Source organism: Candidatus Methanoperedens sp., assembly GCA_027460535.1.
GTDB lineage: Archaea > Halobacteriota > Methanosarcinia > Methanosarcinales > Methanoperedenaceae > Methanoperedens.
In genome coordinates this window covers 22038-47614 of the sequence record JAPZAR010000029.1, presented here as the reverse complement: position 1 = coordinate 47614, position 25577 = coordinate 22038, and the positions used below count along the sequence as shown (strand labels likewise).

Below are 25577 nucleotides of genomic sequence, written 5' to 3'. Positions count from 1 at the left end.
TGCATTCTCCTACCCTTCTCTCATCGACCTCGAGCACTAAACTTGCCGCCGCCCTTTTAACCTTTTCCGACAAGTGGTTCATTCTTATGTTTAATTTACTTCAAACGATATAAATATGTTGATAGATTAAATTACTCTAATAAATCTTATTATCACGGAGAGACATTTACCTTCATATGGTGCGCTTAGGAGGTCTGGAACTTAAAAGATCGGTGGTTGCGGCATTAGGAGAAAATCCTGTCGAATATGCAAATAAAGCAAAACAGCTTGGGGCAGATATCCTGGAATTAAGGATCGATCTCCTGGATGGCGATGCCCGTCAATCACTTCAGGATGTTAAAGGAATCGGCCTCCCTGTAATTATTACAAACCGGATGAAGCAGGAGGGAGGAGAGTGGCACAGGGATGAGTCATTGCGCATTAAGACATTGGTCTCTTTATTGCCTCTTTCAGATGCAGTTGACATTGAGTTATGCTCGGATAAGAGAGATGATGTCGTTAAAGTAGCGAGTGATGCAGGGAAAACAGTTATAATATCCACACATGATTTCCAGAAGACACCGAGGTTAGATGTTATGATGGGAATATTCAATGAATCATTTGAGGCTGGGGCTGATATCGCTAAACTCGCTGTAATGCCGAATTCCCTTGAAGATGTGCTGCGATTATTTGAGGCTACCCTGCGAGCAAAAGGACCGGTGTGCACCATTGCCATGGGTGAAACAGGAAGGCACTCGCGTGTTATAGCTCCCATCTATGGATCTGTCATGACATATGGGTATGTAGAGAATGCGCTAGCTCCAGGGCAGTTGCGTGTAGATGAGTTGAAAAATATCTTAGGAAAAATCTGATCCCGGCTTTACCCCATACGAGTCGGATCATGTTTTCGCGCCCGTTCTTTGTTTTTTGATACCCTAATAGAGGAGATGACAGCCTGAGAACTAATCATGAAAACATCCTGCGGATTAATCAATAGTGCTAAATACAACCTATTTGCCGATGACTTATAAATTTATTTTACCTTAAGTTGCATGTATCGACAGTTATAAATATTATATAGGTAATTAAACTTTGATGGTACTATGGTGAAATATAATTTGAATGTACTATTTTTAATAGCAGTCATAGGTTCGTTTGTTATTGTTTCGGAAGGTATAACTTCAAATGACCTGCTCATAAAATTTCATAAAGGAGGAATTAGAGATTTTAACAAAAGGGCTTGTTGAGGTTTTCTTAGAAATATTTACTGCATGTGCTGCGTTTATTTTAATCATCCTCATTGGGCAGATTCTCTTTATGATACGCAAAGCGGACAGGGACTTATCAAATACTGATTTATTTCTTGACAAGGCAGTGCTGGAGCGAACTTGGATATATATTTCAGTTGCTGGAGCAGGGTTTGCTCTAAATATACTAATCAAGTTTACGATTTGGTTCAGAGATGCAGGAGATGTGCTAAACACCTATTATATTGCCGAGATAACACAGGTTGTCTTCCTGATAGCATTTATCATGGCACTTTACAATAAGATGCTAATTGTGAAATCACAGATATATGCGGAGGAAGGGACAGAAATCTGGAGTAGAATGTTTAAAAATGGGTGAGCATATTTATCAACCGGATGGTTTATCTCCGGAAGGGATAGGTAAAAGTAACGGTCATTTTACCTTAAGCTGCATGGAGCTAGAGGTAAATGGCTCAATCTCTACCAACGATCCTTCTTTGAGGTTAAACATTTCAGCTATTGCCATTGGTATGGTTATGATCAGGCTTTTGCCCGACTTCCGGAGCTTTACAACTTTACCCATAATTTCTAATCTCCTTTTTATAATAAATTATTTTAGTATTACTTTGATATCTATTAATATAAAGCTTTTTATCGAATAAGAGCCTATTTTTGGTATTAGTAAGAATGTTATTAAAAATGGCACTGTTTAACAAATGTCTCTAAAAACATTAAAAAATTATATCCTAAATATTGCAAACAGTAAATATAGACTGAACAAGGGTACGATAAAATGGAATTAAAAGTCCAACCACTTCAAATAAAGGCAGGAAAATTCAAGGTTGTCCTAAATACCGAAGATGCTAAGGAACTGGGGGTTCGCGGCGGCGACCGAGTTCAATTAAAAGATCATAGTTATATCACTGCGATCGTTGAAACAGGCGATATGATTCAAAGAGGTAACCTAGGGGTATACCAGGAATGTTGCGAGAAACTTGGAAAGATATGCCCACTTACAGTAGATATCATACCCACTTCAAGACCCAGCTCCGTCGGCTTCATTAAAAAATATATGGATCACCAGAAGCTGACGCAGGAAGAGATATACCAGATCGTCCAGGATATTGTCAGGGATAACCTTACGGAAATAGAGTTGTCTGCATTCGTTACCTCTTCATACATCCACGGAATGAGCTCGGATGAGGTCGAATGGCTCACAAGGGCAATGATCGATACGGGCGAGAAGATCGAATTCGATACCCATCCCATTGTGGACAAGCACAGCATCGGGGGTGTACCTGGGAATAAAATATCGCTGCTGGTCGTACCCATAATAGCTGCGAACGGTCTCCTGATACCCAAGACAAGCTCACGGGCCATTACCGGCGCGGCAGGCACAGCTGACCTTATGGAAGTGCTTGCACCAGTAGAATTCGGGGCCGAGGAAATAAAATCCATTACAGAGAAGGTAGGAGGCGTGATCGCATGGGGTGGCGCTACAAATATAGCTCCGGCTGATGACAAGCTGATACATGCTGAATATCCACTCGGGATAGACCCCCATAACCAGCTTCTTGCGTCCATAATGGCGAAAAAGGGGGCAGTTGGCGCAGACTGTGTCGTCATCGATATACCCATCGGCAGCGGGACAAAAGTTCCCACGATTCAGGAGGGAAAAAAACTGGCAAGGGACTTGATCGAACTGGGAGAAAGGCTCGGGATGAGTGTGGAATGCGCCATGACCTACGGCGCCTCACCGGTCGGAAGGACGGTCGGTCCGGCAATCGAGGTCAGGGAGGCTCTCAAAGTACTGGAAACAATGCAGGGGCCTAACAGCCTTATTGAAAAGAGTACGGCACTTGCCGGCATCTTGCTTGAAATGGGCGGAGCAGCGGCCAAAGGGCACGGTAAGGATATAGCGATGGAAACACTTCGTTCAGGCAAGGCTCTGGGCAAATTAAGGGAAATCATAGAGGCACAGGGTGGAAATCCTAAAATAACATATGCCGATATAAAACCGGGTGAACATAGGGCTGAGCTTGCATCCCCGGCAGAAGGTTATGTTATTGAATTCGACAATAAAAGAATCGTGGAGATAGCGAGGATTGCGGGAGCCCCCATTGACAGAGGGTCGGGGGTGTGGATCCATAAGAAAAAAGGTGAGATCGTTAAGAAAGGTGAACCCCTGATAACGATTTTCGCTGACAAGAGCTGGAAACTAACAAATGCATTAAAGAGTGCGGAGACGGACTTCCCCATAATTGTGGAAGGCATGCTTTTAGAGAGAGTCCAGGCAACGAAGGTCTTTTAGAGTTTATTTTACAAAATCGTTCTCAAGCTTAAGCGAATAGAAAAATATGGGTTCGCCCTCAGGGACATCCTTCCAGAGGAGTTTGTCAACGCAGCCCTCCCCCAATTCTTTTTTGAGCCCTTCGTATGTGACAGCCGCTATTTTATCAATATTCACAGCAATAGTCTCAAGGCGCCCGTTCTTTGTATTGCGCACCCTGTAAACCCCTTTATTAAAGAATTTCGAAGAGATCAGTGTGCTCTTTCCTTGTTCGCTGGCTTCTTTTATTTTGAACTCATCCAGGTCAATTATGTGCCCTATTCTTTCAATGTCCAGTTTGAATTTCAACAAAGAAGCGTTCAATACCATCACCTATGAGGTATATACCTGCGTGTATTTAATGTTTATTTATTCACTGAGAGGTATTTCTATTTCCATGAATTCTTCTGCGATTTTGACATTTTCAAATACGCTCTTTGCATCACGGTATAGCATCTCTACATTTTCCGAGTACCTGGAACTGACATGTGTCAATATCAATTGCTTTACTTTTGCTTTTTTCGCAAGAGCTGCGGCTTCCCCCGATGTCGAATGTTTTGTTTCAAGAGCCCACTCCTTCAGCTCATCGGCAAGCGTCCCGTCGTGGATAAGAAGGTCCGCTCCCAAGCTTTCCCGGGCAATTGATCCACAGGGCCGCGTGTCCCCGCTGTAAACCAGTTTTCGGCCGGGACGGCTTTTCCCTAATACCTGGGAGGGCAAGATTTTTCTGCCATTTATCATGACAGACTCCCCATTCTGGAGCTTTGAAAAAAGATGCCCCACCGGAACCCCGAGTTCGATAGCTTTTTCCTTGTTAAACCTGCCGATACGTTTTTTTTCCTCAAGCACATAGCCAAGGCTGGGAATGCCATGATCTGTGGCAACAGCCTTTATAAAATATTCTCCTTTATCAATCGTAGACCCATTTTCCAGTTCATGCGCGTTTATGGGAAAACCGAGCTTGTAGTAACCCAGCTCCATGAGGAGATGTACCATCTGCTTGGTCCACTCCGGCCCGTATATTTCAAGCGGTTCAGTCCTTCCGTTAAAAGACATGGTCTGTATTAGTCCCGGGATCCCGAGAAAATGGTCGGCATGGAAATGAGTAATGAAGATGGAATTTATCTTCATGCCCACTTTGCCTCGCATCATCTGCTGCTGCGTGCCCTCGCCGCAGTCAAAAAGCATCATATCTCCTTCCCTGTTGACAAGTATGGCAGAAGGGTTGCGGTTCGGCGTAGGCAGGGTGCCTCCTGTCCCGAGAAAAGTCACTCGCAGCATAATGGGCTTATTTGCGCTTTGGCTTTAAATAATTCACTTATTTGTTAATATTATTATAAAAAATAAAATCCCGCCTCCCAGACTCGAACCGGGGACTTCGCGGTGCCTGCGCGGTATTGTGTGCATATGCACATGAACCATACTACAGCCGCGCACTCTAGCCACTGAGTTAAGGCGGGATTGCCTTTGAATAAGCACAAATATACTTAACCCTTTCTTTCATAAAGGCGATAAGTTAAAGATAACACACTGATATTTAGGAGCGAACCAGAGGGCGCGTGGCCTAGAGGATATGGCGGCAGCCTCCTAATTTCTAAGGAGCAAGCTGTAGGTCGGGGGTTCAATTCCCTCCGCGCCCGTTATAAAACAATACGATTCTGCTCCATTCCGTAAGGTGGCAGACACAATGGAAATTATTTATTTAAAATATAAACAAGCGAAAAAATGGAAAAAACGAGATTTTCTTACATCATCATTGGTGGGTTTTTGGGTTCTGCTTTGAGGGAACTTATTTTCCAGTATTTTCAGGGAGTGGGGGGTACCTTAATTGTCAATGTCCTCGGAAGTTTCATCCTTGGTTACCTGATGTACGGAACTGAACTTGGTTTTTTCAGCGAGAGGGAAAGATACCTTGCCGGGATAGGTTTTTGCGGGGGCTTAACAACATTTTCGACTTTCATGCTGCAGACACTTCAATATTCCGCAGCACCTGCTGCATGGAATATATCTGCAAATATAATTGCCTGCCTTTTCGCGGTTTTTGCCGGACGAGCCATGGCAATGAAGGGGCTGGGAACATGAACATTGCACTTATCCTTCTTGTTGGGGCAGGAGGCGCGCTTGGAGCTATTCTCAGGTATATTGTTTCCGGAATATTCCCGGTCTGGAAAGACCTGCCCACGGGAACCCTGCTCGTGAATTTTACAGGTTCCGCCCTGCTTTCCATAATAACGTACGGCTCAAACCCGCTGCCATATTTTGCAGATGCAGGCATACTTGGAGGATTTACAACGTTTTCAACATTCAGCTATGAGAGCTTCCGGCTGCTTGAACGTGGTGAGTCCCGGATTTTTGCTGCTAACATATTGTTGAGCCTGATCCTGTGCGGTGGCGGTGTAATTGCAGGTAAATTGATGGTAATGTAAGTTTGTAAAGGAATTATGGAGGAATGATGAAAGCAAAAATGTTGCGGATATACCTTGGAGAGTCAAACAGGCAGGAGGGTAAGCCAACATATCATGCGATTATTGAATATCTAAGACGCAAAGGTATAGCAGGCGCAACGGTATTCCGGGGTTTTGAAGGATATGGTGTGCACAGCATCATCCATACCCCAAGCATCATGCGCTTGAGCGAAGACCTTCCGATAATCATCGAGGTGGTGGATACCGAAGATAGGTTGATGGCTGTTCTTCCTGAAATTAAGAAAATGACAAAGAACGAACTGATAACGATCCAGGATGTGAATATTGTGACGGGGCATGAGTATGAAGCATGATGAATTGCAGGGTATAGTTGATTAGAATCCTGTAAAAACCGATACCGTTACGGGCTGGTAGATTATTTATTTTTTGCTTACTTCTGCTATGAAAAAGTGCTGCCAATGAGGCAGGGAACACGGATGACACGGATTCGACGGATATTCACGGATATCTTTAATCCGTGCCAATCCGTGTTATCCGTGGAATCTGTGTTCTATCTTTTTCATTGGATTTGTGAACACAGTTCATGTGGGTATCGACAATCACCACAAAGGGCGCAAGTTCCTTTACCTGAGGCACCCTGCGGATATTCTTTTGCGTGAGCGGAGTATCTCTGAGGTTTCGGGCATCCTTTTTTCGTGAACAATTTCAAACGTGGAAACATACCCCACGACTCTGCGCAGTTCGCAGGGTCGCCCAACCACACCCGATTCATCGGGCGCGCCGGGCCAATGGGCGCTCGTCTGAATTTTGCGTGAGGGTGATTAGTAGATTGTCAAAATTGGTCGTAAAAATTACACTAAGGATGGGTTGCATAGCGAATTTTTTTCGGTATCTATAGGGATTTTATGTAAATCTCGATAGAGGAATCCCAAAAATACCTGAAAATCCTATTGTGATAAGATTTATGTTTCAATAGACTTTTATTAGTGAGGTTCCAAATAATTGCGGGTTTAAAATGAAAGATATTCGCTATTTGAAAATCTCCCCGTCGAATTGGGGAAGGGATCACAGAGGTTGGGAAAGGCAATGGTCTATTTGCATTGAAGAGAAAAAAATTGCAATGGGCTGGTCCAAGGTCGGCGATTTATCAGAATTAAGTTTAGACCAAATTAAAGATAGACTACGAACGTATTATACTTATTACACAGCCCCTAATTATAAAACCCGTCTAACACGAGATGCTCAACAACTTTTGGACTTCAGAAATGTTAAAAAGGGAGATATTATAATTGCTAACAAAGGGCAAAAAGAAATTGCAGGGATTGGTAAGGTGGATGATGAATATTATTATAATCCTATACCGGTTGACTATAAGCACACGTTACATGTTAACTGGCTGGGCACAGAACTAAAAAAAATCAATAAACAAGAGGGTTGGTTGTCAACCGTCATGCCCTTAACAGAACAAAAGGTGCGAGGGCTAGGAATATGGAACGTCGTGAAAAAAGACAAAATTATTCAGGAATATGAAGAAGGTATAAGGAAGGGTGCTACATTTTCGGAGAGAAAGGTTAAAACCAGAAATTTTCAACAGGCTTTTCGTAATATACTATTAGAGTGTTATCAAAGTAAGTGTGCCATGTGCGATGTTGATGATGGGCAGTTTTTGAGAGGTTGCCACGTTGTGCCAGTAAGCAAGGATATAAAAATAGCGTCATATCCTACAAACGGTATTTGTCTCTGTGTTCTCCATGATGTCGCTTTCGAAAATGGGTTAATCTCCATTTCTGATCAATATGAAGTAATTGTGACAAAGTCATTTAAGCCGAAGAGTAGTATACTTGCAACCGCTATTTCTGATTTAAATGGGAAGAAGATTAGAATGCCTATAAAATACATTCCAGACAAAACTTACCTCAAAAAGCATAGAGAGATACATAACTTCTAAAAAGGATTCTTGAAGAACAGAAAATTATAACCGTAACTACAATTCATTATAATTGACCGGGATCGAGAGATGGATTTTGTGATGGTTGTGTAAAATTTTTACTTAGCGCATAAATTAATAGTAAAACCAAGAAATAACTCATCTTATCGGTATTGTTTTTAGATACAAGGTATTGATTTCAGGATAACTACCACCACGAATTGAAACAGTCACTAAAAACCGATAATTCTATTAACAATGTAAGTTATCAGAGCGAGAGTTATGGAACTCCCGAAAGAATACGATTGCAACGCGATCGAAGAAAAATGGATGGATGCATGGCCCGACTCCATGTATTATTTTGATTGGGATTCAAAAAAACCCGGGTTCATAATCGATACGCCTCCACCGTATCCTACAGGGAATTTCCACATCGGCAATGCGCTGAACTGGTGCTATATCGATTTCGTGGCGCGCTATAAAAGGATGCGCGGATACAATGTGATGTTCCCCGAAGGCTGGGACTGCCACGGGCTGCCCACAGAAGTGAAAGTGGAAGAGGCGCATGGTATCACGAAGAGCCAGGTCTCGCGTGAGGAATTCCGCCGCCTGTGCGTCGAACTCACGACGAAGAACATCGAACGCATGAGAAAAAGCCTGCGCCGCCTTGGTTTTTCCATCGACTGGAGCAATGAGTACATTACAATGGAACCGGCGTATTTTGGAAAAACGCAGAGGTCTTTCGTGCAGATGTACAACAGCGGCAGGATATACCAGCAGAACCATCCTGTGAACTGGTGCCCGCGCTGCGAGACAGCTATCGCATTTGCAGAAGTCGAATACGATGCTCGAGACACCATCCTGAATTACCTTAACTTCGATAAACTAAAAATCGCCACCACGCGTCCGGAACTGCTTGCTGCCTGCGTGGCTGTGGCGGTAAATCCTGATGATAATAGATATCGCGAATATGTTGGATCAGAGATAAAAGTGCCAGTATTCGGCCATAGAGTCAAGGTAATCTCTGATAAGAACGTCGATCCCTCCTTTGGTACGGGAGTGGTAATGATATGCACCTTTGGCGACAAGCAGGATGTGAGGTGGTGGGTTGAACACAATCTGCCCCTGCGTAAAGCCATCGATAAGACCGGCAAGATGACCGAACTTGCAGGCAAATATGCAGGATTAGCGACTGAAGAATGCAAGAAAGCCATAATCATGGACATGAGAGAATCCGGCATTCTCTACAAACAAGAAAAACTCGACCAGAACGTTGGCCTGTGCTGGCGCTGCAAAACGCCTATCGAGATACTCTCTGAAAAACAGTGGTTCGTTAAGATTATCTCCGAGGATATCCTGAATACCGCGAACGAGATAACATGGGTTCCGGATTATATGAAAGTGCGTCTGGAGAACTGGACTGGCACCATGGAGTGGGACTGGTGTATATCAAGACAGAGGATATTTGCCACGCCTATTCCCGCATGGTACTGCGCAGGTTGCGGTAAAACGAAAGTCGCAAAAGAGGAATGGCTGCCGCTTGACCCTACACAGAAAGACCCGCCCGAAGCATGCGAATGCGGTTCCACGAAGTGGAAAGGAGAAGAGGATGTACTCGACACCTGGATGGACTCATCCATATCTGCCCTGCATGTTGCAGGCTGGCTGAGCGAGCATCCGCTGCTCTTGCCTGCACAGCTTCGTCCGCAGGGTTATGATATTATCCGCACATGGTCTTTTTATACCATCCTGAGGGCTAAAGCACTTCTCGATGTAAAACCCTGGGACACGATCCTGCTCAACGGAATGGTACTTGGCGAAGACGGCCATAAAATGAGCAAATCCAGAAACAACTTCGTTGTTCCGGAAGAAGTGATGAAGCAATACGGCGCCGATGCGTTCAGGCAATGGGCAGCTATTGGCGGCACGACTGGGTCGGATATCATATTTTCTTGGAAGGATGTAATAGCGGGTTCAAGATTCCTCCAGAAACTATGGAGCATCATGCGATTTTCCTTGCCACACATTTCGGATGAACCTGCTTCTCTTACGCCAGTTGACAGGTGGCTGTTAAGCAAATTGAACAGGCTTGTGAAAGAAGCGACACAAAAAATGGATGCCTACCAGTTCGATGAAACCTTTAAGGCAATACGGGGGTTCGCCTGGGATATCCTGGCAGATAATTATATTGAGCTAGCTAAATCAAGACTTTACGGCGACAAAGAAGGAAAACAGGCTGCCCAGTATACGCTCTATGTCACCATAGACACATTATCAAGGCTTCTTGCACCATTTTTGCCGTATTTTTCCGAGGAGATATATTCGCACCTGAATCAGGGAAGCGTGCATCTTCAGGCATGGCCTGAAGCGGATGAATCGCTTATCGATGCAGATGCAGAAGCGACCGGTGAATTGATAAAAGAAATGGCAGGTGCAATAAGGCGCTATAAATCGGAGCACGGCATGGCCTTGAATTCGCCTCTTGGGGAAATAGAGATATACTCCTCCATAACAGACGCATCAGATATTGCAGGAGTAACTAATTCTGATATCAAAATTAGAACAGGAAGCCCTGACTTTGACCTTAGGCCGGTGGCGATCAAGCCAGATATGAAGGTTCTGGGCAGGACATACAGGAATAGGGCAAAATCCATTGTGGAAGCACTTACACGCTCGGATCCGGTGGATGCAGAAACCGGCAGTGTCTCGCTTTTTGTTGAAGGTGATAACATAACCCTTGATGGGTCATTCTTCAGGGTGGAAAAAGAGATCCTGTTAAAAGGAAAAGCTGTGGACGTACTTGAAGTAGGAAGTGCAGTAATCGTAATTATGCGCTAAATAAGAAGGGCTTGTCTTCCAGGTAAATTATCCTGTACCATTCGTATGCCAGCACAACGATGAATACGAGTGTTATGAACTCAAATATCTCGGAAATGCTTTCGAGACGAATATCTGCGACATGATATAATGAGGATAGGAATTCTATGGACTGATGAACCGTCATGGAAGCTCCCGAAAGAAAGACGTATGTCCAATTCTTTGTCAGGAATTTCTTGTTAAGAAAAACCCTTGCTTTGAGAACGTCCTTATCCATTTTCTTCCACCTTACACATATCTTTGCAACAAAATATAGCCCAAGAACGGAAAGGATAACTGAACTTCCTGAAAGTATGGTATAGAGGGGGATATTTTCCATTTTTCGACCTATTGGAGTATTTTTTTTCCTTTGTATAAATCTTGTTATTTAATCCTATTCCTGCTTCTTGCAGTACTCCTTAGAAAAGTTTATGGTCAGCAGAAGCCCTATTGACATAGGTGAAATTTATGACAAGCCTTAGTGAGATACATGTTACGAAAACAATAGTAAATGAATTCCTGGATGATTTTATAAAGAATATTCTTGATAGCGATATCGTAATTGTGGGTTCGGGACCGTGCGGGGTGGCAACTGCAAAGTATGCGGCTGAGTTGGGACACAAGACTGTCATGATCGAGAGAAATATTTACGGCGGCGGAGGCATGTGGCAGGGAGGTTTTCTCATGCCCAAAAATACGGTGAGAGCACCGGCCCACAAGATACTTGAAGAGTGCGGTGTGAGACTCAAGGAAGTGGAAGAAGGACTCTATGTCTGCGATTCTTTTGAGATGGTCTCGAAAATGCTCGCAAGCGCGTGCGATGCCGGCGCGAAGTTGCTGAACTCCACGAACGTAGAAGATTTGATCCTCAAGGAAGATCATGTTGAAGGGGTAGTTATCCAGTGGTATCCCGTGCAGCAGATGCCTAAATTCATTACTTGCATGGATCCGATCGCGATAAGATCAAAAGTGGTAATAGATGCTACAGGCCACGATTCTTTCCTTGTCAGGCGTCTCTGGCAGCAAAAGAGATTAAATATTCCCGAGCCGCCAGGCTGCGGATCCCTCTGGGTGGATGAGGCTGAAAAACAGACTGTCGAGCTTACACATGAGATATATCCCGGTCTTATCGTTGCAGGCATGTCAGCCACCTCAACATATGGCGCGCCGCGAATGGGACCCACTTTTGGCGGTATGCTCCTTGCGGGAAAGAAAGCGGCAGAACTTGCGCATGAAAAGATCAGCGGGATAAAAGCAAAAAGTGCTGGCAGGATAGGACATCGAGCCCCGGATGTTCTCGTGACCGAATAATATTAGCATTACAAGGCGCTGTGGGCAAGCGCCTGCCTTTTTTATATTTCTTTCAGCCCCTGTCTTTTTATAGTACTAAATCAATTATTAATTATCTTAGTGGAGGTTGATCATGCAAGGAATGATGGACGGTTACGGTTATGGAATGATGGGAGGAGGTTACTGGATCCTGGGGCTGATATTCTCGATATTGGTGCTCATCGGTCTTGTGTTGCTCATCAAATATCTGTGGGAACATGGTGGAGCTAAAACAGAACAAGAATCTGCCCTTGAAATTCTGAAGAAAAGATACGCCCGCGGTGAGATAAACAAGGAAGAATTCGAGGAGAAAAAGAAAGACCTGGTATGAAAAAACCGGGAAACCTGCAGATCGCAATAATTCTTATTGTTGTAGGAATGATAGGTCTTTTCCTGCTCTCTTACAGATCCCCATCTTATTACACCAGGCAGGCAACGGCTTTCCAGAGCAACGGTGAGAGGATCTATTTCACCGCTACAACCGATTCTGGAGAAGCTATAATCTCATCCATAGGGACGATGACAATGCGCGGAGGGATGATGAGCTGTGCCGCGTGCCACGGTCCTGATGGAACAGGAGGGAGGGGAAGAATGATGATGTGGACATTCGATGCTCCTGATATACGATACTCCTCGTTGGCGGGCGAAAATTATACTGATGACCTAATTAAACGTGCGATCACGAAGGGTATCGACGAAGACGGAGAACCGCTTGATACTCCCATGCCCGTGTGGCATATGTCTGACAGCGACCTTAATGATCTCATAGGGTACCTTAAAAGCCTGAAGTAATACTTTCCCCCTGCTGGCAAAATGGTTTAATATATTAACGAACTATAAAAACGCGTATGACATTTCAATTGAGAGCCCAACAATGTGCGGATTATATTAAGAAGCACGCTTCTGCTCTCGTGGTGTCACACATCGATGCAGACGGCCTGACATCTGCGGCCATAATGTGTAAAGCGCTTGAAAGGGCGGGCATCGAATACGAAACCCGTTTTTTAAAACAGCTTGATATATCTGCGCTCACAGAGATTGCAGATAAAAACCCCGAACTCGTCGTATTCACCGACTTGGGGAGCGGAATGCTTGATGCAATAAGCTCTTTGAATATCAATGCTGTGATCTCAGACCACCACCAGCCTCATGGAACGCATGAACGCCACCTGAATCCTCATCTTTTCGGGATAAACGGCGCGAATGAAATAAGCGGGTCAGGTGTGACATATACCATGGTATCATCGCTTGGCGAGAACAGGGACCTTGCCGCACTTGCCATTGTGGGAGCTGTTGGGGACCTGCAGCACATGAAGCACGGACAGTTGATAGGCGCTAACCGGTCTATCCTGGATGACGGGACAAGGTACGGGGTATTGTGCCATGAGAAAGACCTGCTCCTTTTCGGCAAACAGACAAGACCGATCTTCAAGCTGCTGCAATATTCCTCTGACCCATACCTTCCGGGAATCACCGGAAACGAAGACGCCAGTATAGAATTCCTTAAAAAGATCGGCATACGCCAGCATGGTGAAAAATGGAGGCGGTGGATCGACCTTGAAGCTCATGAAAAGCAGCAGATAGTTTCTGCCCTTATCCAGTTCTGTCTTTCCTCCGGGTTACAGGCACGCAATGTCCAGAGGCTGGTAGGCGAAGTTTATACATTGCTGCAGGAGCGAGAAGGGACCGAGGTCAGGGACGCCTCCGAATATTCGACTCTTCTTAATGCCACGGCGCGCTACGACCATGCCGATATCGGACTTGCGGTCTGTATGGGCGAGAGGGGCAAGAAATATGATGAGGCTATCGCCCTTCTTAATGACCACAGGAAAAATCTTGTCGAAGGGCTGAATCTCGTCAAGGAGCAGGGGACCACTAAAATGGAGAACCTGCAGTATTTCGATTCCGGAAATAAGATAAGGGAGACCATAGTGGGCATAGTTGCAGGGATGAGCGCATCTTTTATCAATAACAAGAACCTGCCGATTATTGCATTTGCCGATTCTGACGGCGGGGTCAAGGTATCATCCCGGGGAAATTACGACCTTATCAGAAAAGGCTTGAACCTTGGAGTTGCTATAGGCCAGGCTGCGAAAGAGGTGGGAGGCACAGGAGGCGGGCATGACATTGCGGCAGGGGCTTTTATCCCGAGAGAGGCAAAGAATGAGTTCCTGAGGATACTTGATTCCAAGATAAGGGCGCAGTTGGAATAAAGAGTAGCTATTAATCACTTGGGTGATGGGAAAAATATCTCAAGTTTAGGATGATATAAATAATATATAATAAATTTAACTATAATAGGTAATGCAGCTACAACCAAAGGTAGAATTAGAGATGATTGTATATAATCCGTCATATTCGACCCAGCATTAATTGATGTACTATACAATATTCACCATGTAATACAAGTTAGACTTTCATCATTATGAACATGGATAATCTTATTAATTAATGCAACGGTTATAATATTGATGGGCAGGTAATCCCGTTTTTTTGTGACTTATTCAGTATCCGTATACCCTCCCTGCCCATCTTCCTTTTCCTTCTCCATCAGATATGGCGATGAAAATTACTTCATGGAGCTAACATCACCATCGGAATGAGAGATCAGTGAATCCATAAACTTGAAAGATTTTTCAAATCATAAACGAAGACAAATTTGAAATCTATTAGATGAACATATTAAAAAATTGAAAGTTAGAGAATATGTTCTGAAAGATGCTAATTAGATGTCTATTGGTGGAGCAATAAGGATGCATGACCCGATTTTCAGCCAGAATAGAAAAACTTATATTAAAAATAATCTTAGCAGTAATTGGAATAAATATTGAGGAAACAAACCAAAAAAAAGAAATATTTTTGGATAGGATAGGATGGTGGTTTGGTGGTATTGGTTGGTTCGTTCCTCAACGAATTAAATGTGTTTGTTGATATAAAGCAATTTTCCAATATTATACCCAAATTATTCCTGAATAATTTGAATTCTATTCTTTCTGTTTTTCGTTCATTCTTCATCATCAAACCACGCATCTTGTTTAGATAGTCTAGAAATCGGGGTTGCAGAAGGTAATATACACAATTCATTGTTTGGCATAATGGAATCCGACATAAATGGTCAGTAATACATGGAATTATTTTATATTCTGTGCCCATTTGTTCCAAGGTATCAGTTACTTGTTCAGAATTAACACCATCAGAAAATAACAAAACTTCATCAGCTTGGCAATGCCAGAAAGATGTTTCTCAGGCCTCTCTTTCCCCGCAATAATAAGATGAATTATAGTTAAAAACGTAACTTTTATAACTAATTAGAGCATTATAGTTCAATGTGGCAAGACCAGAAAATATCACTATTGAACGGCACATTACAGCCGAAGAACTGCAAAAGAGAATAAAATCCCTGGAAAAAGATGTAAAAGTCTTGCAGAGATTGTATTTCATAAAATATCGATATGAAGGAGTGACGGTTGAAGAGGCTGCTGAGCGTGTGGAAATATCAAAACCAGTGGCTTATATCTGGCAGGATAGGTGGAATAAAGAGGGATATGAGGGGTTAAAACCAAAATTTGCAGGAGGAAAACCATCAAAACTTTCTGATGATCAAAAAGAACAACTGAAGAAAATCCTGAATAAACGGGATGACTGGACAACAGATGAAATTAAGAAACTCATATCAGACGAGTTCATGGTTGAATATTCTCTGAAGCAAATACGAATTATCTTGAGAAAATTTGGCATGAAACTTGCGAAACCATTTCCACACGATTACCGAAGACCAGATGATGCAGAAGAGATCTTAAAAAAAACTACCCAATTTGAGTGAGGATGCAATCATAGGTTTTCTTGATGAATCATCACCTCAAACAACAGCAAATACTCAAAGATTATGGTCGTTTACAAAACCAACAATCTGCAAGAATACAACAAAGCTAAGAGCAAATTCGTTTGGATTTTATGCGTTGAATGGAAACTCTGTAATTAACTTTAAGGAGCATTCAAGAAAAGAGGATGTCTGTGAATTCTTAACAGAAATTAGATCCAAAAATCCTACAAAAAATATTATTCTTATTCTTGACAATTTCCGTTCGCATAGAGCAAATTTTACAATGGATTTTGCAGAAGAAATTGGCATCAAATTGATATATCTGCCTCCATATTCTCCAGATTTGAATCCGATAGAATTCATCTGGAAAAGCATCAAGAAAGTCATTTCAAAAAATTTCATCGTTGACGTGAGTCATCTGAAAGATATCATCTATCGCAGTTTCCAAAATTTTTCATCAAAAATGAGCTTTGCCAAAAGATGGATTGAAAAGTTCCTTATTAATAAGTTAGAAATGTTAGGTTCTTAACTATAATTTGACCATCTTCCCACCTGGGAGAAAATTACATCTACTCCAAGTCACCATATTTACTCAAGCGATATTAGAGTGGAGGTAAATATGTCGACAAACAATAAAAAAATAGTCATCATCCCGGCTTTAGTCGTGATGATAATTTCTGTGTTAGTTTTTTCTGGGCTAGGAGCACCAGCACCAGGCCCAGTAAACCTTGGAAAAGCTAGCACTTTCGGTGTACTCGCTCAGACCTTAACCAACACCAACCCAACCACCGTTAACGGAGATGTTGGAAGTGGTATCGGTGGGCAAACGACGACTCCAAGTACAATTACGGGTACCAACCACCTGAATGATGCTGCATATACCAAGGCAAATTCTGATTTGGACTCTGCAATAAATAACGCAAATTCCAGAACATGTGATGATACTAATCCAGCCGCTGTTGATTTAGGTGGCTCGACCGTGGCACCTGGCGTCCATTGTATTGGGGGTGCTGCTTCTGTTACAACAACACTTACTCTTAACGGTCCCGGAGTTTACATCTTCAAGATTACTGGTGCATTGAACACAGTAGCCAATTCAGTTATCACATTAACCAATGGCGCCCAATCTAATCAAGTTTTTTGGGTAGTAACAGGAGCCTCAACACTTGGAGCGAACAGCAATTTCCAGGGAACTATAATGACCAAGGCGGCTGCTATTACAGTAGGTGCGAACACAGCTATGAACGGCAGAGTATTAACTGAAGGACCAGCTACAATAGCTACTGCTGTTATTACAGTTCCAACACCAACTCCTCCGACAGCAGACTTCTCCTTGGCCGCATCATCTGTCGCCATCTCACAAGGTAGCCTTGGAACTTCTACAATAACTATTACTCCATCAGGCGGATTCAGTTCTCCAGTGACATTCTCGCTAAGTGGGAATCCTTCAGGTGTCGCAGGAAATTTCGTACCTAATCCCGCTTCAAGCACATCAACACTAACATTAATTGTTGACCCATCAGTACCAACAGGCTCCTATACATTAACTGTAACTGGAATAAGTGGTATACTTTCACATACTACTACAGTTTCGCTTTTAGTAACTCCACCAGTTACACCCCCGACACCTACCCCAGCAATTATCATATTGTCTGATCAAACATCGTGTCAAACAATAGGAGGAAGCTGGGCTACCTCAACATGTACCACCACTACTTTAACAATTAACTCTGGAAACACATTGATTGTCAACTCCAATGTGGTTCTAAGCAACATAGGTCTTATCACGGACCTGGGTACAATCACCAACAGCGGCCCCATTAACAACGCTGGTACCATTACAATCGGCCCCACGGGCATCCTTACCACCTCTAATACACTCACCAACAGTGGCACCATCACCAGCTCTGGCACCATCACCAATTCTGCTACCATAACCAATGCAGCCCTCAGTACTCTCACAAGTAGCGGGCTTATCACTAATACCCTCACCGGTACAATAACCAACGCTGGTACTGTTACCAACAGCGGCCCGATAACTAACGCTGGTACGCTAACCAATAGTGGTACGCTCACCAACGGTCCCACAGGTGTCATCACCGATGGCGGCACCATCACCAACAACAACGGCGGCATCATCACCACCTCTGGCGCCATCACCTTGCCGACCTCTGGTAAACTGACCAATAACCTCGGTGGGACTGTCACCAACAGTCTCAACATCATCAACAGCGGTACCATAACCAACTCTGGTGCCCTCGTCACCAGCGGTCCCATAGCCAACAGTGCCACCGGCATGATCATTAATAGCATCAGCGGCCTCATCACCAATTCTGCTACCTTAACCAGCTCTGGCACCATAACCAACAGCGGCCCCATAACCAACAGCGGTCCCATCACAAACAGCGGAAACATAACCAACTCCGCTCCAATCACCAACAGCGGCCCGATAACCAATTCTGGCAGCATCACAGACTCTTGTGGTGGTACTATTAGTGGTCTAGTTGTAGGAAATCCAGTGATAAACACCTGCCCGATTGTTTGAAAATAACTCACCAGGATCAATTTGGATCCTGGTGCAGGTCTTTTTTGTTAAATCCTGCACAATGTATGCGGGACATTAGTTATTTAGATATCATTACGATAATCGACAGAGCCCCGACAGACACACTTGACCATGCATTGCCCAACCTTGGTTCCAAGATGGGGATTGATGCCACGCGAAAAGGTCGACCATAAATCCGCTTGGGATATGAGATAATGTACAAAAGAATTCAAATCAATTGCGCGATTGATGACAAAATAAGATTTACATTATTTACAATTTAATGAAATAAAGGCAGAATCGGTAGTAAGTTAGACCGAAAGATTTGTTAAGAATAAGACCCCTTCAATATCCCTGTTCTATAATAATCAAATAGGCAATACTATTTCTATACCGAAATGCATTCAATAATACAAGGAGTGAAACATCTTGAACAAAATCGCCAAAGGTCGAGCTCTTGACGTTTCTATTGATTTACTACAATGCAACAATTAAGGAGAAATTTATGCAACTTCCTAAAAATAAATCGAACCGCAAAGCTGTTGTACTCACTGCAGATAAGTTTGAGGATATGGAAGTCTTCTTCCCTCTTTTCCGCTTGCTGGAGGAAGGATGGCAGGTGGACATCGCCGCACCCACCATGAAGGAGATGAGAGGAGAAAACGGATACGTTTTAAAACCCGACAAAACTATTGAAGAAGTTGATCCCGGCGAATACGATCTTCTTATCATTCCGGGCGGAGCGCCGAATGGAGCGCCGGCAACCGTGCGCAGAATCAAAAAAGCGCAGGAGATAGCTAAATCATTCTTTGCCAAAAATAAACCCATCGCCTCTATCTGTCATGGCCCCTATACTCTTGTGTCAGCCGGTCTTGTGAAAGGGAGGCACCTTACTTCTTATTGGTATGATGGGGTGCCCGAAGAGATAAAAGAGGCAGGCGGAATTTGGGAGGATAAAGAGGTGGTCGTTGATGGGAATCTCGTCACCTCGCGCTGGCCGATGGACCTGCCCGCATTTATGCGAGAGGTAATGAGGATGGTCAGACTGGTTGAAAAATAGCAAACGAAAAACGGTAGATACAGGCCTCTACATCGTATGGGGTTTGTGACTTAAAGGTTTTATGGCAATGCTGACAGTGGTTTTCAATAAAATGCGGTTTTATTCTCTTATCTCATCTATATGGCTCATCTCTTCAATATCAAGGAGTATCGACATCTCCTGCGTATTGATATCAATACCATGCTCCTGCACAAGGGCCATTGGGTTTGTCCCTCCGATCACCGCTATCCCAAGCTTGTCCCTTCCCACCTGGAAGCCCAGGATATCACTGTTGGGTTCTCCCACTTCAAGTATGCAGGAGAATCCCGCTTCAACAAGCGAATCGAGCACCTGTTCTATCCTGTTGCGCGCTCCCATGGGTGCTTCACGCAGATTCGCCAGTATCTTTCCCGAGCCAGTGCCGATCATCTCGGTCACAGAGGTGAGTTCCTGCGACATCAATACATCAAGAGGATCGATAGTCGTGCTATCATAGGCCAATATATCGGTAAACCGCAGCGGAGAACCGTCATGGATTTCCACGACCCCGCCGAACCTGGGTTTAACAGGTACCCCGGCCTTTAACAGTACGCCGTCTATAGTAATGCTGCAGGCTGTGGCTATACCTACTTTTCCTTTGTCAATTTTGACATTGCCTATTTTTTCACCGGAATGTACTATTTTTATATAAGGACTGACCGATAAGCCGCTATGGACCGCCTGCCTGAACAATTCAATAACCTTCTTGAGATCGGATTCATCAACGATCGATATATTGGCGATTATTTTCCCCTTACGGCTGATAGGGTCAAAAGTTACCTCATACATCTTGCTCTCAATCCTGGAGATCATGAACATGATTTCTGTCATATTTAAACCGGGGATTATAATTACAGTACGTTATAAATAGTTACCGAATCAATATATTTCATTTAACAGAGATAAAGTATTTTAATCCGGTGAGAAGTATTATAGCCATGAATAAGCAGGCAGTAATTGGAATTATTAAAAAAATTTTCAGGTATTATGGATATAGCTTAAATGCTTCCGATATATCAGAACTGCTTGCAGAGAAGGACTCCGAGCATCTGTTCATCAAATTTGATACCGTTGTTAATTTCAATAGCATCAGGCACTTTTCTAACAGTGTTCAGAGATACAGCGGCAAAGGCATAATCGTCCTGGAATCTATCGATGAAAAAACCAGATCTTTCGCCCTTGAAGAAGGGCTTACTATCTGGGACCGGAGCGAACTTGAATCGTGGATAGGAAGAGCCGTGCTTGTTGGTGCTCTCGGAGAAGAGATAAATAAAGAACATCCGGAAGTGACAACGGCAAAAACGGAGAACATTTTTGAATCCATCACAGCTCCTCCCCATGAAGTTCTCCAGGAACTTGTAAAATCGGAAAATGAAAAAACCATCAGGATACTGTTGCGCTCTGTTCCGATAAATATCGGCAAATCAGACGCTCTCTCAATAGCAGAGGCCAAGATCGGGAAGTCAAAAAGCCAAAAATTGAAATTCATCCCTGTATGGTATTATAATTATTCTTTTAACACCCAGAAAAAATTCAAATCAAGGACGGTTGACCTTGTGGGAGATGGCGAGGGTTATATCCATGCGCTGACTGGTGGTAATTCTTTCAGGAAGTGCAAGGATTTCCAGGATAATACCTTTGTGCCGACCCAGAACTATGAGATAAAACAGCCCATTGTCTCAAAAAAAGATGCCACGGGAAAAGCGACAGACGCCATAATAATGGAGCATGCAAAAGAGATCAGGCTGAATGAGATGATCGGGGACACCATAGTATTCGAGAACAAAGTGTTTGCCCCCGAGCCAGAAGAGGTCACCCTCAAAATCGACCTCATCCATATTCCTGTATGGGAAATTAGAGGATTGGGGGAAACAATAGAGATCAATGGATACGATGGGCAAATCATAGCTATTAAAGCTTACAGTGATGCAGAATTCGTGTGAGTTTTTCGGTAATTTTTTAATCTTATACCACCTATGAGTCGTTGGTGATATTATTCAGGAGTATTCATTTAAACGTGGTTATTCACCGGACCCGGCAAGGATCCGGAATGTACTGGAGAAGAATTTCCCCGCAGAGATTAAAGAAGCGAATGGTCAGCTCACTATGAGTTATGGCGCTTTCGGGCGGTTAATAGTATGGATTGAAAACAAAAAGCTCAGAGTGGATACTGAATCTAATAAGGATGTAAGCAACGAAGTGATCCTTGAAACCAATAAGCGCTACAGGGTATTTCTTGAAGAGGCCACGGGTCATACCGCCAAGGAACGACTGAAACAAGCCAAAAAAGCAGTACAGGGAGATTGAATTTGTGGGATATCCTTAAGAGACCGGAGATTCCCACCTGTCTTCGTATCTGTGCCGGAACCGATGGCTCGATCACACAGCTTCTTGAAGTGCTCACAGGGAAAGATGTAGAAGTCAAAACCCTGGAACAGGCTCTAATAAAAGCAACACCCTCCATTGCGGAGCTTCTGGAAATAGAAAAAGGGGATGAAGTTAACAGGCGCATCGTTACCTCGATATACCGATAGGCAGGATCCTGAGGGACTATAAGCTTGAGACCCGCAGGGATATTTTAAAGATGGAAATCATCCGGCATGAGTTCTTTGGAGATATTCCCGTGCTTTCGAGGGAATACAAAATTATCTTTAATGAAGAAATCTTGATGTGGATAAATGAGTGTTTTCCCATCGATGACAGATGGAAAATGTAAGGTTTTATATCGCGATATTATTGAACCTGTCTAACCTTTCTCCAAGTTTCAACATCTCGCGAAAAGCTCTTCTTCCCCGCTTCTTTTTATTTGCTCAACAGCCATCCATGGGATTATGGATGAACCTCTTCCTTTCATGGCCTTCTCAAAGTCAGGTGGCGAAGATTTCTTGGCTGCTTTCCTTCCAGTGCCTCTTGAAGCGGTACTTCTGAAGCGCCTCTTTATCACAGCTTAATGTTCCTCTTTTTTTGACTTTGTGTACTTCCTTTCAGTATCCGATTTAAAGCTAACATCCGTGATAGCCCCAATATTCTCAAGCCTGTCCAGCAGCTTTTCCGCACCATCGGCCTTCAATCCAAGCGAACTTGCCATATCATGAGCTATAAAGAATTCATTTGTCTCGATGAACTTTTCTGCGCGCTCTTCCAGTGTCTCATATTTTTGCTCATTATTGAACCAGAACTCGTAATGGCTTGCTGCGGAATTCTCTTTATTGTAAAAAAGTCCCTCTTTCAACCCATACAGGTAAAGAGATAACTGCGGATGGAAATAACTCACTGCGAAATCCCTGCTCTCCCTTTCCCACGAAGTATTAACAAGGCAGAGGCATTTATACTGGTTCTTTTTAGTACCCTCGGCTTCTTTCTGCACGCACTCTATCACGCCGCTATCCTGCCACCTTGCTTCTATTAAAAGTGGGGTCCCAAATCCCTGGGATAATTTTGCGATGACATTCTTATCGCCTGCGCGATATTCCCATCTTGCATCTGGAAGGTAATCTCCAGTATGAAGTATTTCAGGTCTGTTCGATGCATATTTTGCCCGAAGGGTGTTCAGGTAGAGCTTTAATTCTGAAGAAGCTTCCTTCGGTATTTTCTTCCTTTCGTATTCTTCTTCTTTAATGCTCTCAATATATAGATCTTTTAGATCTTTAGTTAGCGTTATTCGGCTATGGACAGCTTCCCCTGCCGCATCCACAAGGCGAGCAATGGCATTTATATTCACTTCGCCCGTCAATTGCAGCTCAAGTTCCTCTACAAGCTTTTCCGCGCACTCAACAACCAGTTGCTCCGATGAGTTGAATTCTTCTATCGTCGCCGGTCTTTTATTGAACTTCTCCATGTTCGGGTTCTGAGCTTCAAAGATAGTGGAAGTGAGCCTTGTCCTTAAGGTGCGAAGCTCCGTCACCTCACCAGAATTCTGAATAATGCGATCAAGAATAGTGCGGGCACTGCTCAGGCTATTTAGCATTTTCCTGCTATTCGCTTCCCGTAAGTCCTCAAGTTTTGCGTGATTTCTTTTATTCTGCTCCAGTATCCTGAGCGAGTAGTGTATTATGCCCAGTGTCACAAGGAACATTAGGAGAAGACGCAATAGGCTCCCGGCAGAGAAGATTCCTATGTTTGAGGTGGCCTCGTTCGCCACGATGCTGATAAGCAGCGAAACAATCCCCTCTTTTGCCACCGATGGGATTTTTGCCGATGCGCTAGTGCCGGAAAGTAGTTTTTCTAATGGATTTTTTTGTTGTCTCATATTTACCTCTTATTGAAATTCAGCCACGTTCAGTTTGGTTCTTATCCTGTCTTACTCCCCGCTGAAGCCTGCCTGTATGGAGATGGGTCGAGCCACAGCCCGAACATTTCTTTTCCCTGGCTCCAATGGTCTTTGGATCCGTTTGGTTTTTTGATACCACATTTCTGGGGCATTATTCGATTTTTCCTCTCCTTTTTTGTTCCAGTTGAATATCATTAATATCATCACATTTAACAAAGATAGCTAAATTATAATTATTAGTATCATTATGATTTAAAGGTAATCCTTATGGATATATATCGTTTTCCATTGTATACATTAGCAAACACAGAGGTTTCTAATATCGTAAGCAGATAATACGCAATAAGCGCAAGAATTTCGGAAGACTCAAAGCAATACCTGGATAAATTAGTAAACAGAGGCATTACAATAGACACCTCTGAAGCCTGCATAAGGTATGCTAAACAAAAAAAGATGGAGGATTAATTGCAATAGGAATTTTAAGAAGGTACGACCACGATGACCGCGGCCATGGACGCAGCCATGTGAGGAACCAGGAACTCTCTGAAGTGCATCTGCGAAGCGAACTCATGGCTGACGTGGACCGGGCACAAAAACGAAAGCTCGGGGAAGAGATAAAGTCGGGGATGAGGCAGAGTGGTTATTTAACCTTTACTTTCATCATTCTGGTTTTCTCAGCAACCCTATCAAAAAAGATCTTCTCAGTATCCAGGGGCCCGGGATGTGCCTCTGGATGATACTGGACCGACATGATATCCAGATATTTATGCTCCAGCCCTTCAACCGTCCCGTCATTGGTGTTGAGCTGGGTTATGGAAGCCTCCTTCTTATCTATGCTGCTTTCATCCACAGCATAGCCGTGGTTCTGCGAGGTGATATACACGATGCCCTTTTTCAGGTCTTTTACGGGTTGGTTGGCTCCACGATGGCCGAATTTCATCTTATAGGTCTCTCCGCCGAGGGCAAGGGATATGATCTGATGTCCGAGGCAAATTCCAAAGATGGGAAGCTCCCCTGCAAGCTCTTTGACAACAGCTATGCCGTTAGTTGCCTGCTGCGGGTCACCAGGGCCATTAGATAAAAGAATAGCATCAGGTTCGTATTTCAGGATATCCTCCGTCCTTGTTGCTGCGGGGACAACGGTTACATTTATACCCCTGCTGTTCAGGCTTTTAACGATATTCCGCTTCACGCCGAAATCCATGAGCACGATATTGCCCCCTTCCTCATGGCCTTTTACCTGATATGGCTCCCTGCATGTGACTTTACTTATAAGGTCAAGGCCGCCTATGTCGGGCTGCTCCCGTGCAAGCCTGACCGCCTCTTCGCCGTCGTCATCTCCGGTGATTATTGCAGCTTTCATTGTGCCGTATTCCCTTGTTTTTATGGTGAGCATCCGAGTGTCCACTCCCATTATGCCTGATTTCCCTTCATCTTTCAGGAACTCATAAATGGAGCGGCGGGATCTGTGGTGGGAGGGATGGTCGCAGGCTTCTCTTACAACCAGTCCTTCTGCTTTCATGCCGTCTGACTGGAAAGTCTCACCGCTTATGCCGTAATTGCCAATTAGCGGGTATGTGAACATGAGTATCTGGCCCTTATACGAGGGGTCTGTGAGAGCTTCCTCATATCCCGTGTACTGGGTAGTAAAAACGAGCTCTCCCTGAACGATTCCTTCTACCCCTAATCCTTCTCCTTTGACAAAAGTCCCATCTTCAAGGCCTAATACTGCTTTCACGACCGTTAAAAGGGTAAAAGCATGGTAAAT

The 25577-nt window shown here is 43.7% G+C and carries 26 protein-coding genes, 2 tRNA genes and 2 pseudogenes; 20 read left to right on the top strand and 10 right to left on the bottom strand.

The window, feature by feature from the left end; translation table 11 throughout:
* The first annotated feature begins 176 nt into the window (after positions 1 to 176).
* Both aroD and O8C65_13515 read left to right on the top strand, forming a co-directional pair.
* The gene (gene aroD, locus O8C65_13520) at positions 177 to 851 is read left to right on the top strand and encodes a type I 3-dehydroquinate dehydratase (GenBank protein ID MCZ7357938.1); all 675 of its coding nucleotides are present in this window, start codon (positions 177 to 179) and stop codon (positions 849 to 851) included.
* Positions 852 to 1296: 445 nt separating this feature from the next.
* On the top strand, positions 1297 to 1605 hold the full coding sequence (locus tag O8C65_13515) for a hypothetical protein (GenBank protein MCZ7357937.1): 309 nt from the start codon (positions 1297 to 1299) through the stop codon (positions 1603 to 1605).
* A 54-nt stretch (positions 1606 to 1659) separates the two neighbouring features.
* Here the strand turns inward: O8C65_13515 and O8C65_13510 are convergent, their stop codons facing one another.
* Positions 1660 to 1809, bottom strand: coding sequence for an AbrB/MazE/SpoVT family DNA-binding domain-containing protein (locus O8C65_13510; GenBank protein MCZ7357936.1), 150 nt, complete (start codon positions 1807 to 1809; stop codon positions 1660 to 1662).
* A 210-nt stretch (positions 1810 to 2019) separates the two neighbouring features.
* Between O8C65_13510 and O8C65_13505 the strand changes: the two genes are divergently transcribed.
* A complete protein-coding gene (locus tag O8C65_13505) occupies positions 2020 to 3537 on the top strand; it encodes an AMP phosphorylase (GenBank protein ID MCZ7357935.1) in 1518 nt (505 codons plus the stop codon).
* Between the two features lie 3 nt (positions 3538 to 3540).
* Here the strand turns inward: O8C65_13505 and O8C65_13500 are convergent, their stop codons facing one another.
* From O8C65_13500 to O8C65_13490, 3 genes are all read right to left on the bottom strand, one after another.
* Positions 3541 to 3888, bottom strand: coding sequence for a hypothetical protein (locus O8C65_13500; protein MCZ7357934.1), 348 nt, complete (start codon positions 3886 to 3888; stop codon positions 3541 to 3543).
* 36 nt (positions 3889 to 3924) lie between these two features.
* Complete coding sequence (locus O8C65_13495) at positions 3925 to 4836, bottom strand: ribonuclease Z (protein ID MCZ7357933.1); 912 nt, start codon at positions 4834 to 4836, stop codon at positions 3925 to 3927.
* Positions 4837 to 4904: 68 nt separating this feature from the next.
* Positions 4905 to 5015, bottom strand: a tRNA-Tyr gene (locus O8C65_13490).
* A 93-nt stretch (positions 5016 to 5108) separates the two neighbouring features.
* Here O8C65_13490 and O8C65_13485 point away from each other — a divergent pair.
* From O8C65_13485 to O8C65_13460, 6 genes are all read left to right on the top strand, one after another.
* Positions 5109 to 5195: transfer RNA gene (locus O8C65_13485), tRNA-Arg, on the top strand.
* A gap of 85 nt (positions 5196 to 5280) precedes the next feature.
* On the top strand, positions 5281 to 5637 hold the full coding sequence (gene crcB / locus O8C65_13480; GenBank protein ID MCZ7357932.1) for a fluoride efflux transporter CrcB: 357 nt from the start codon (positions 5281 to 5283) through the stop codon (positions 5635 to 5637).
* Positions 5634 to 5981, top strand: coding sequence for a CrcB family protein (locus O8C65_13475; protein MCZ7357931.1), 348 nt, complete (start codon positions 5634 to 5636; stop codon positions 5979 to 5981). Before crcB ends, O8C65_13475 begins: the two co-directional genes overlap by 4 nt.
* Before the next feature lie 23 nt (positions 5982 to 6004).
* Positions 6005 to 6334 (top strand): DUF190 domain-containing protein, encoded by a 330-nt coding sequence (locus tag O8C65_13470; protein MCZ7357930.1) that lies wholly within the window; start codon positions 6005 to 6007, stop codon positions 6332 to 6334.
* A 662-nt stretch (positions 6335 to 6996) separates the two neighbouring features.
* Entirely contained in the window at positions 6997 to 7929 is a 933-nt protein-coding gene (locus O8C65_13465) for a hypothetical protein (protein ID MCZ7357929.1), read from the top strand.
* 261 nt (positions 7930 to 8190) lie between these two features.
* Positions 8191 to 10746, top strand: coding sequence for a valine--tRNA ligase (locus O8C65_13460; protein MCZ7357928.1), 2556 nt, complete (start codon positions 8191 to 8193; stop codon positions 10744 to 10746).
* Here O8C65_13460 and O8C65_13455 read toward each other — a convergent pair.
* Complete coding sequence (locus O8C65_13455) at positions 10736 to 11104, bottom strand: hypothetical protein (protein MCZ7357927.1); 369 nt, start codon at positions 11102 to 11104, stop codon at positions 10736 to 10738. The two genes, O8C65_13460 and O8C65_13455, sit on opposite strands and share 11 nt — an antisense overlap.
* Positions 11105 to 11232: 128 nt before the next feature.
* Between O8C65_13455 and O8C65_13450 the strand changes: the two genes are divergently transcribed.
* The 8 genes and pseudogenes from O8C65_13450 (at position 11233) to O8C65_13415 (ending at position 19521) form a co-directional block, all read left to right on the top strand.
* Positions 11233 to 12075, top strand: a complete 843-nt coding sequence (locus tag O8C65_13450; protein ID MCZ7357926.1) for a sulfide-dependent adenosine diphosphate thiazole synthase — start codon at positions 11233 to 11235, stop codon at positions 12073 to 12075.
* 112 nt (positions 12076 to 12187) lie between these two features.
* On the top strand, positions 12188 to 12424 hold the full coding sequence (locus O8C65_13445) for an SHOCT domain-containing protein (protein ID MCZ7357925.1): 237 nt from the start codon (positions 12188 to 12190) through the stop codon (positions 12422 to 12424).
* Positions 12421 to 12885, top strand: coding sequence for a cytochrome c (locus O8C65_13440; GenBank protein ID MCZ7357924.1), 465 nt, complete (start codon positions 12421 to 12423; stop codon positions 12883 to 12885). The genes O8C65_13445 and O8C65_13440 overlap by 4 nt, the downstream gene beginning before the upstream one ends.
* Before the next feature lie 56 nt (positions 12886 to 12941).
* Complete coding sequence (locus O8C65_13435) at positions 12942 to 14306, top strand: DHH family phosphoesterase (protein MCZ7357923.1); 1365 nt, start codon at positions 12942 to 12944, stop codon at positions 14304 to 14306.
* A 544-nt stretch (positions 14307 to 14850) separates the two neighbouring features.
* Positions 14851 to 15024 carry a hypothetical protein gene (locus tag O8C65_13430; protein ID MCZ7357922.1) on the top strand — a complete coding sequence of 58 codons (174 nt, stop codon included), beginning with the start codon at positions 14851 to 14853 and terminating at the stop codon, positions 15022 to 15024.
* A gap of 397 nt (positions 15025 to 15421) precedes the next feature.
* Positions 15422 to 16445, top strand: a pseudogene (locus O8C65_13425) (IS630 family transposase).
* A gap of 90 nt (positions 16446 to 16535) precedes the next feature.
* A complete protein-coding gene (locus O8C65_13420) occupies positions 16536 to 18461 on the top strand; it encodes an ice-binding family protein (protein ID MCZ7357921.1) in 1926 nt (641 codons plus the stop codon).
* A gap of 505 nt (positions 18462 to 18966) precedes the next feature.
* Positions 18967 to 19521, top strand: coding sequence for a type 1 glutamine amidotransferase (locus tag O8C65_13415; protein ID MCZ7357920.1), 555 nt, complete (start codon positions 18967 to 18969; stop codon positions 19519 to 19521).
* 99 nt (positions 19522 to 19620) lie between these two features.
* On the opposite strand, the gene O8C65_13410 is transcribed toward O8C65_13415, so the two are convergent.
* Positions 19621 to 20370, bottom strand: a complete 750-nt coding sequence (locus O8C65_13410; GenBank protein MCZ7357919.1) for a DUF128 domain-containing protein — start codon at positions 20368 to 20370, stop codon at positions 19621 to 19623.
* 107 nt (positions 20371 to 20477) lie between these two features.
* On the opposite strand from O8C65_13410, the gene O8C65_13405 reads away from it, so the two are divergent.
* The 3 genes and pseudogenes from O8C65_13405 (at position 20478) to O8C65_13395 (ending at position 22255) form a co-directional block, all read left to right on the top strand.
* A complete protein-coding gene (locus O8C65_13405; GenBank protein MCZ7357918.1) occupies positions 20478 to 21482 on the top strand; it encodes a hypothetical protein in 1005 nt (334 codons plus the stop codon).
* 52 nt (positions 21483 to 21534) lie between these two features.
* Positions 21535 to 21846, top strand: coding sequence for a DUF5611 family protein (locus O8C65_13400; protein MCZ7357917.1), 312 nt, complete (start codon positions 21535 to 21537; stop codon positions 21844 to 21846).
* A pseudogene (locus O8C65_13395) lies at positions 21843 to 22255 on the top strand (chorismate pyruvate-lyase family protein). The gene O8C65_13400 and the pseudogene O8C65_13395 overlap by 4 nt, the downstream one beginning before the upstream one ends.
* A 48-nt stretch (positions 22256 to 22303) precedes the next feature.
* Here the strand turns inward: O8C65_13395 and O8C65_13390 are convergent.
* The 4 genes from O8C65_13390 to carA form a co-directional block, all read right to left on the bottom strand.
* Positions 22304 to 22483 (bottom strand): hypothetical protein, encoded by a 180-nt coding sequence (locus O8C65_13390; protein MCZ7357916.1) that lies wholly within the window; start codon positions 22481 to 22483, stop codon positions 22304 to 22306.
* Between the two features lie 3 nt (positions 22484 to 22486).
* Positions 22487 to 23788 carry a hypothetical protein gene (locus tag O8C65_13385; protein ID MCZ7357915.1) on the bottom strand — a complete coding sequence of 434 codons (1302 nt, stop codon included), beginning with the start codon at positions 23786 to 23788 and terminating at the stop codon, positions 22487 to 22489.
* Between the two features lie 41 nt (positions 23789 to 23829).
* Positions 23830 to 23961: a hypothetical protein gene (locus O8C65_13380; GenBank protein MCZ7357914.1), complete on the bottom strand. Its 132-nt coding sequence runs from the start codon at positions 23959 to 23961 to the stop codon at positions 23830 to 23832.
* A 488-nt stretch (positions 23962 to 24449) separates the two neighbouring features.
* Positions 24450 to 25547: a glutamine-hydrolyzing carbamoyl-phosphate synthase small subunit gene (gene carA / locus O8C65_13375; protein ID MCZ7357913.1), complete on the bottom strand. Its 1098-nt coding sequence runs from the start codon at positions 25545 to 25547 to the stop codon at positions 24450 to 24452.
* Between the last annotated feature and the right edge of the window lie 30 nt (positions 25548 to 25577).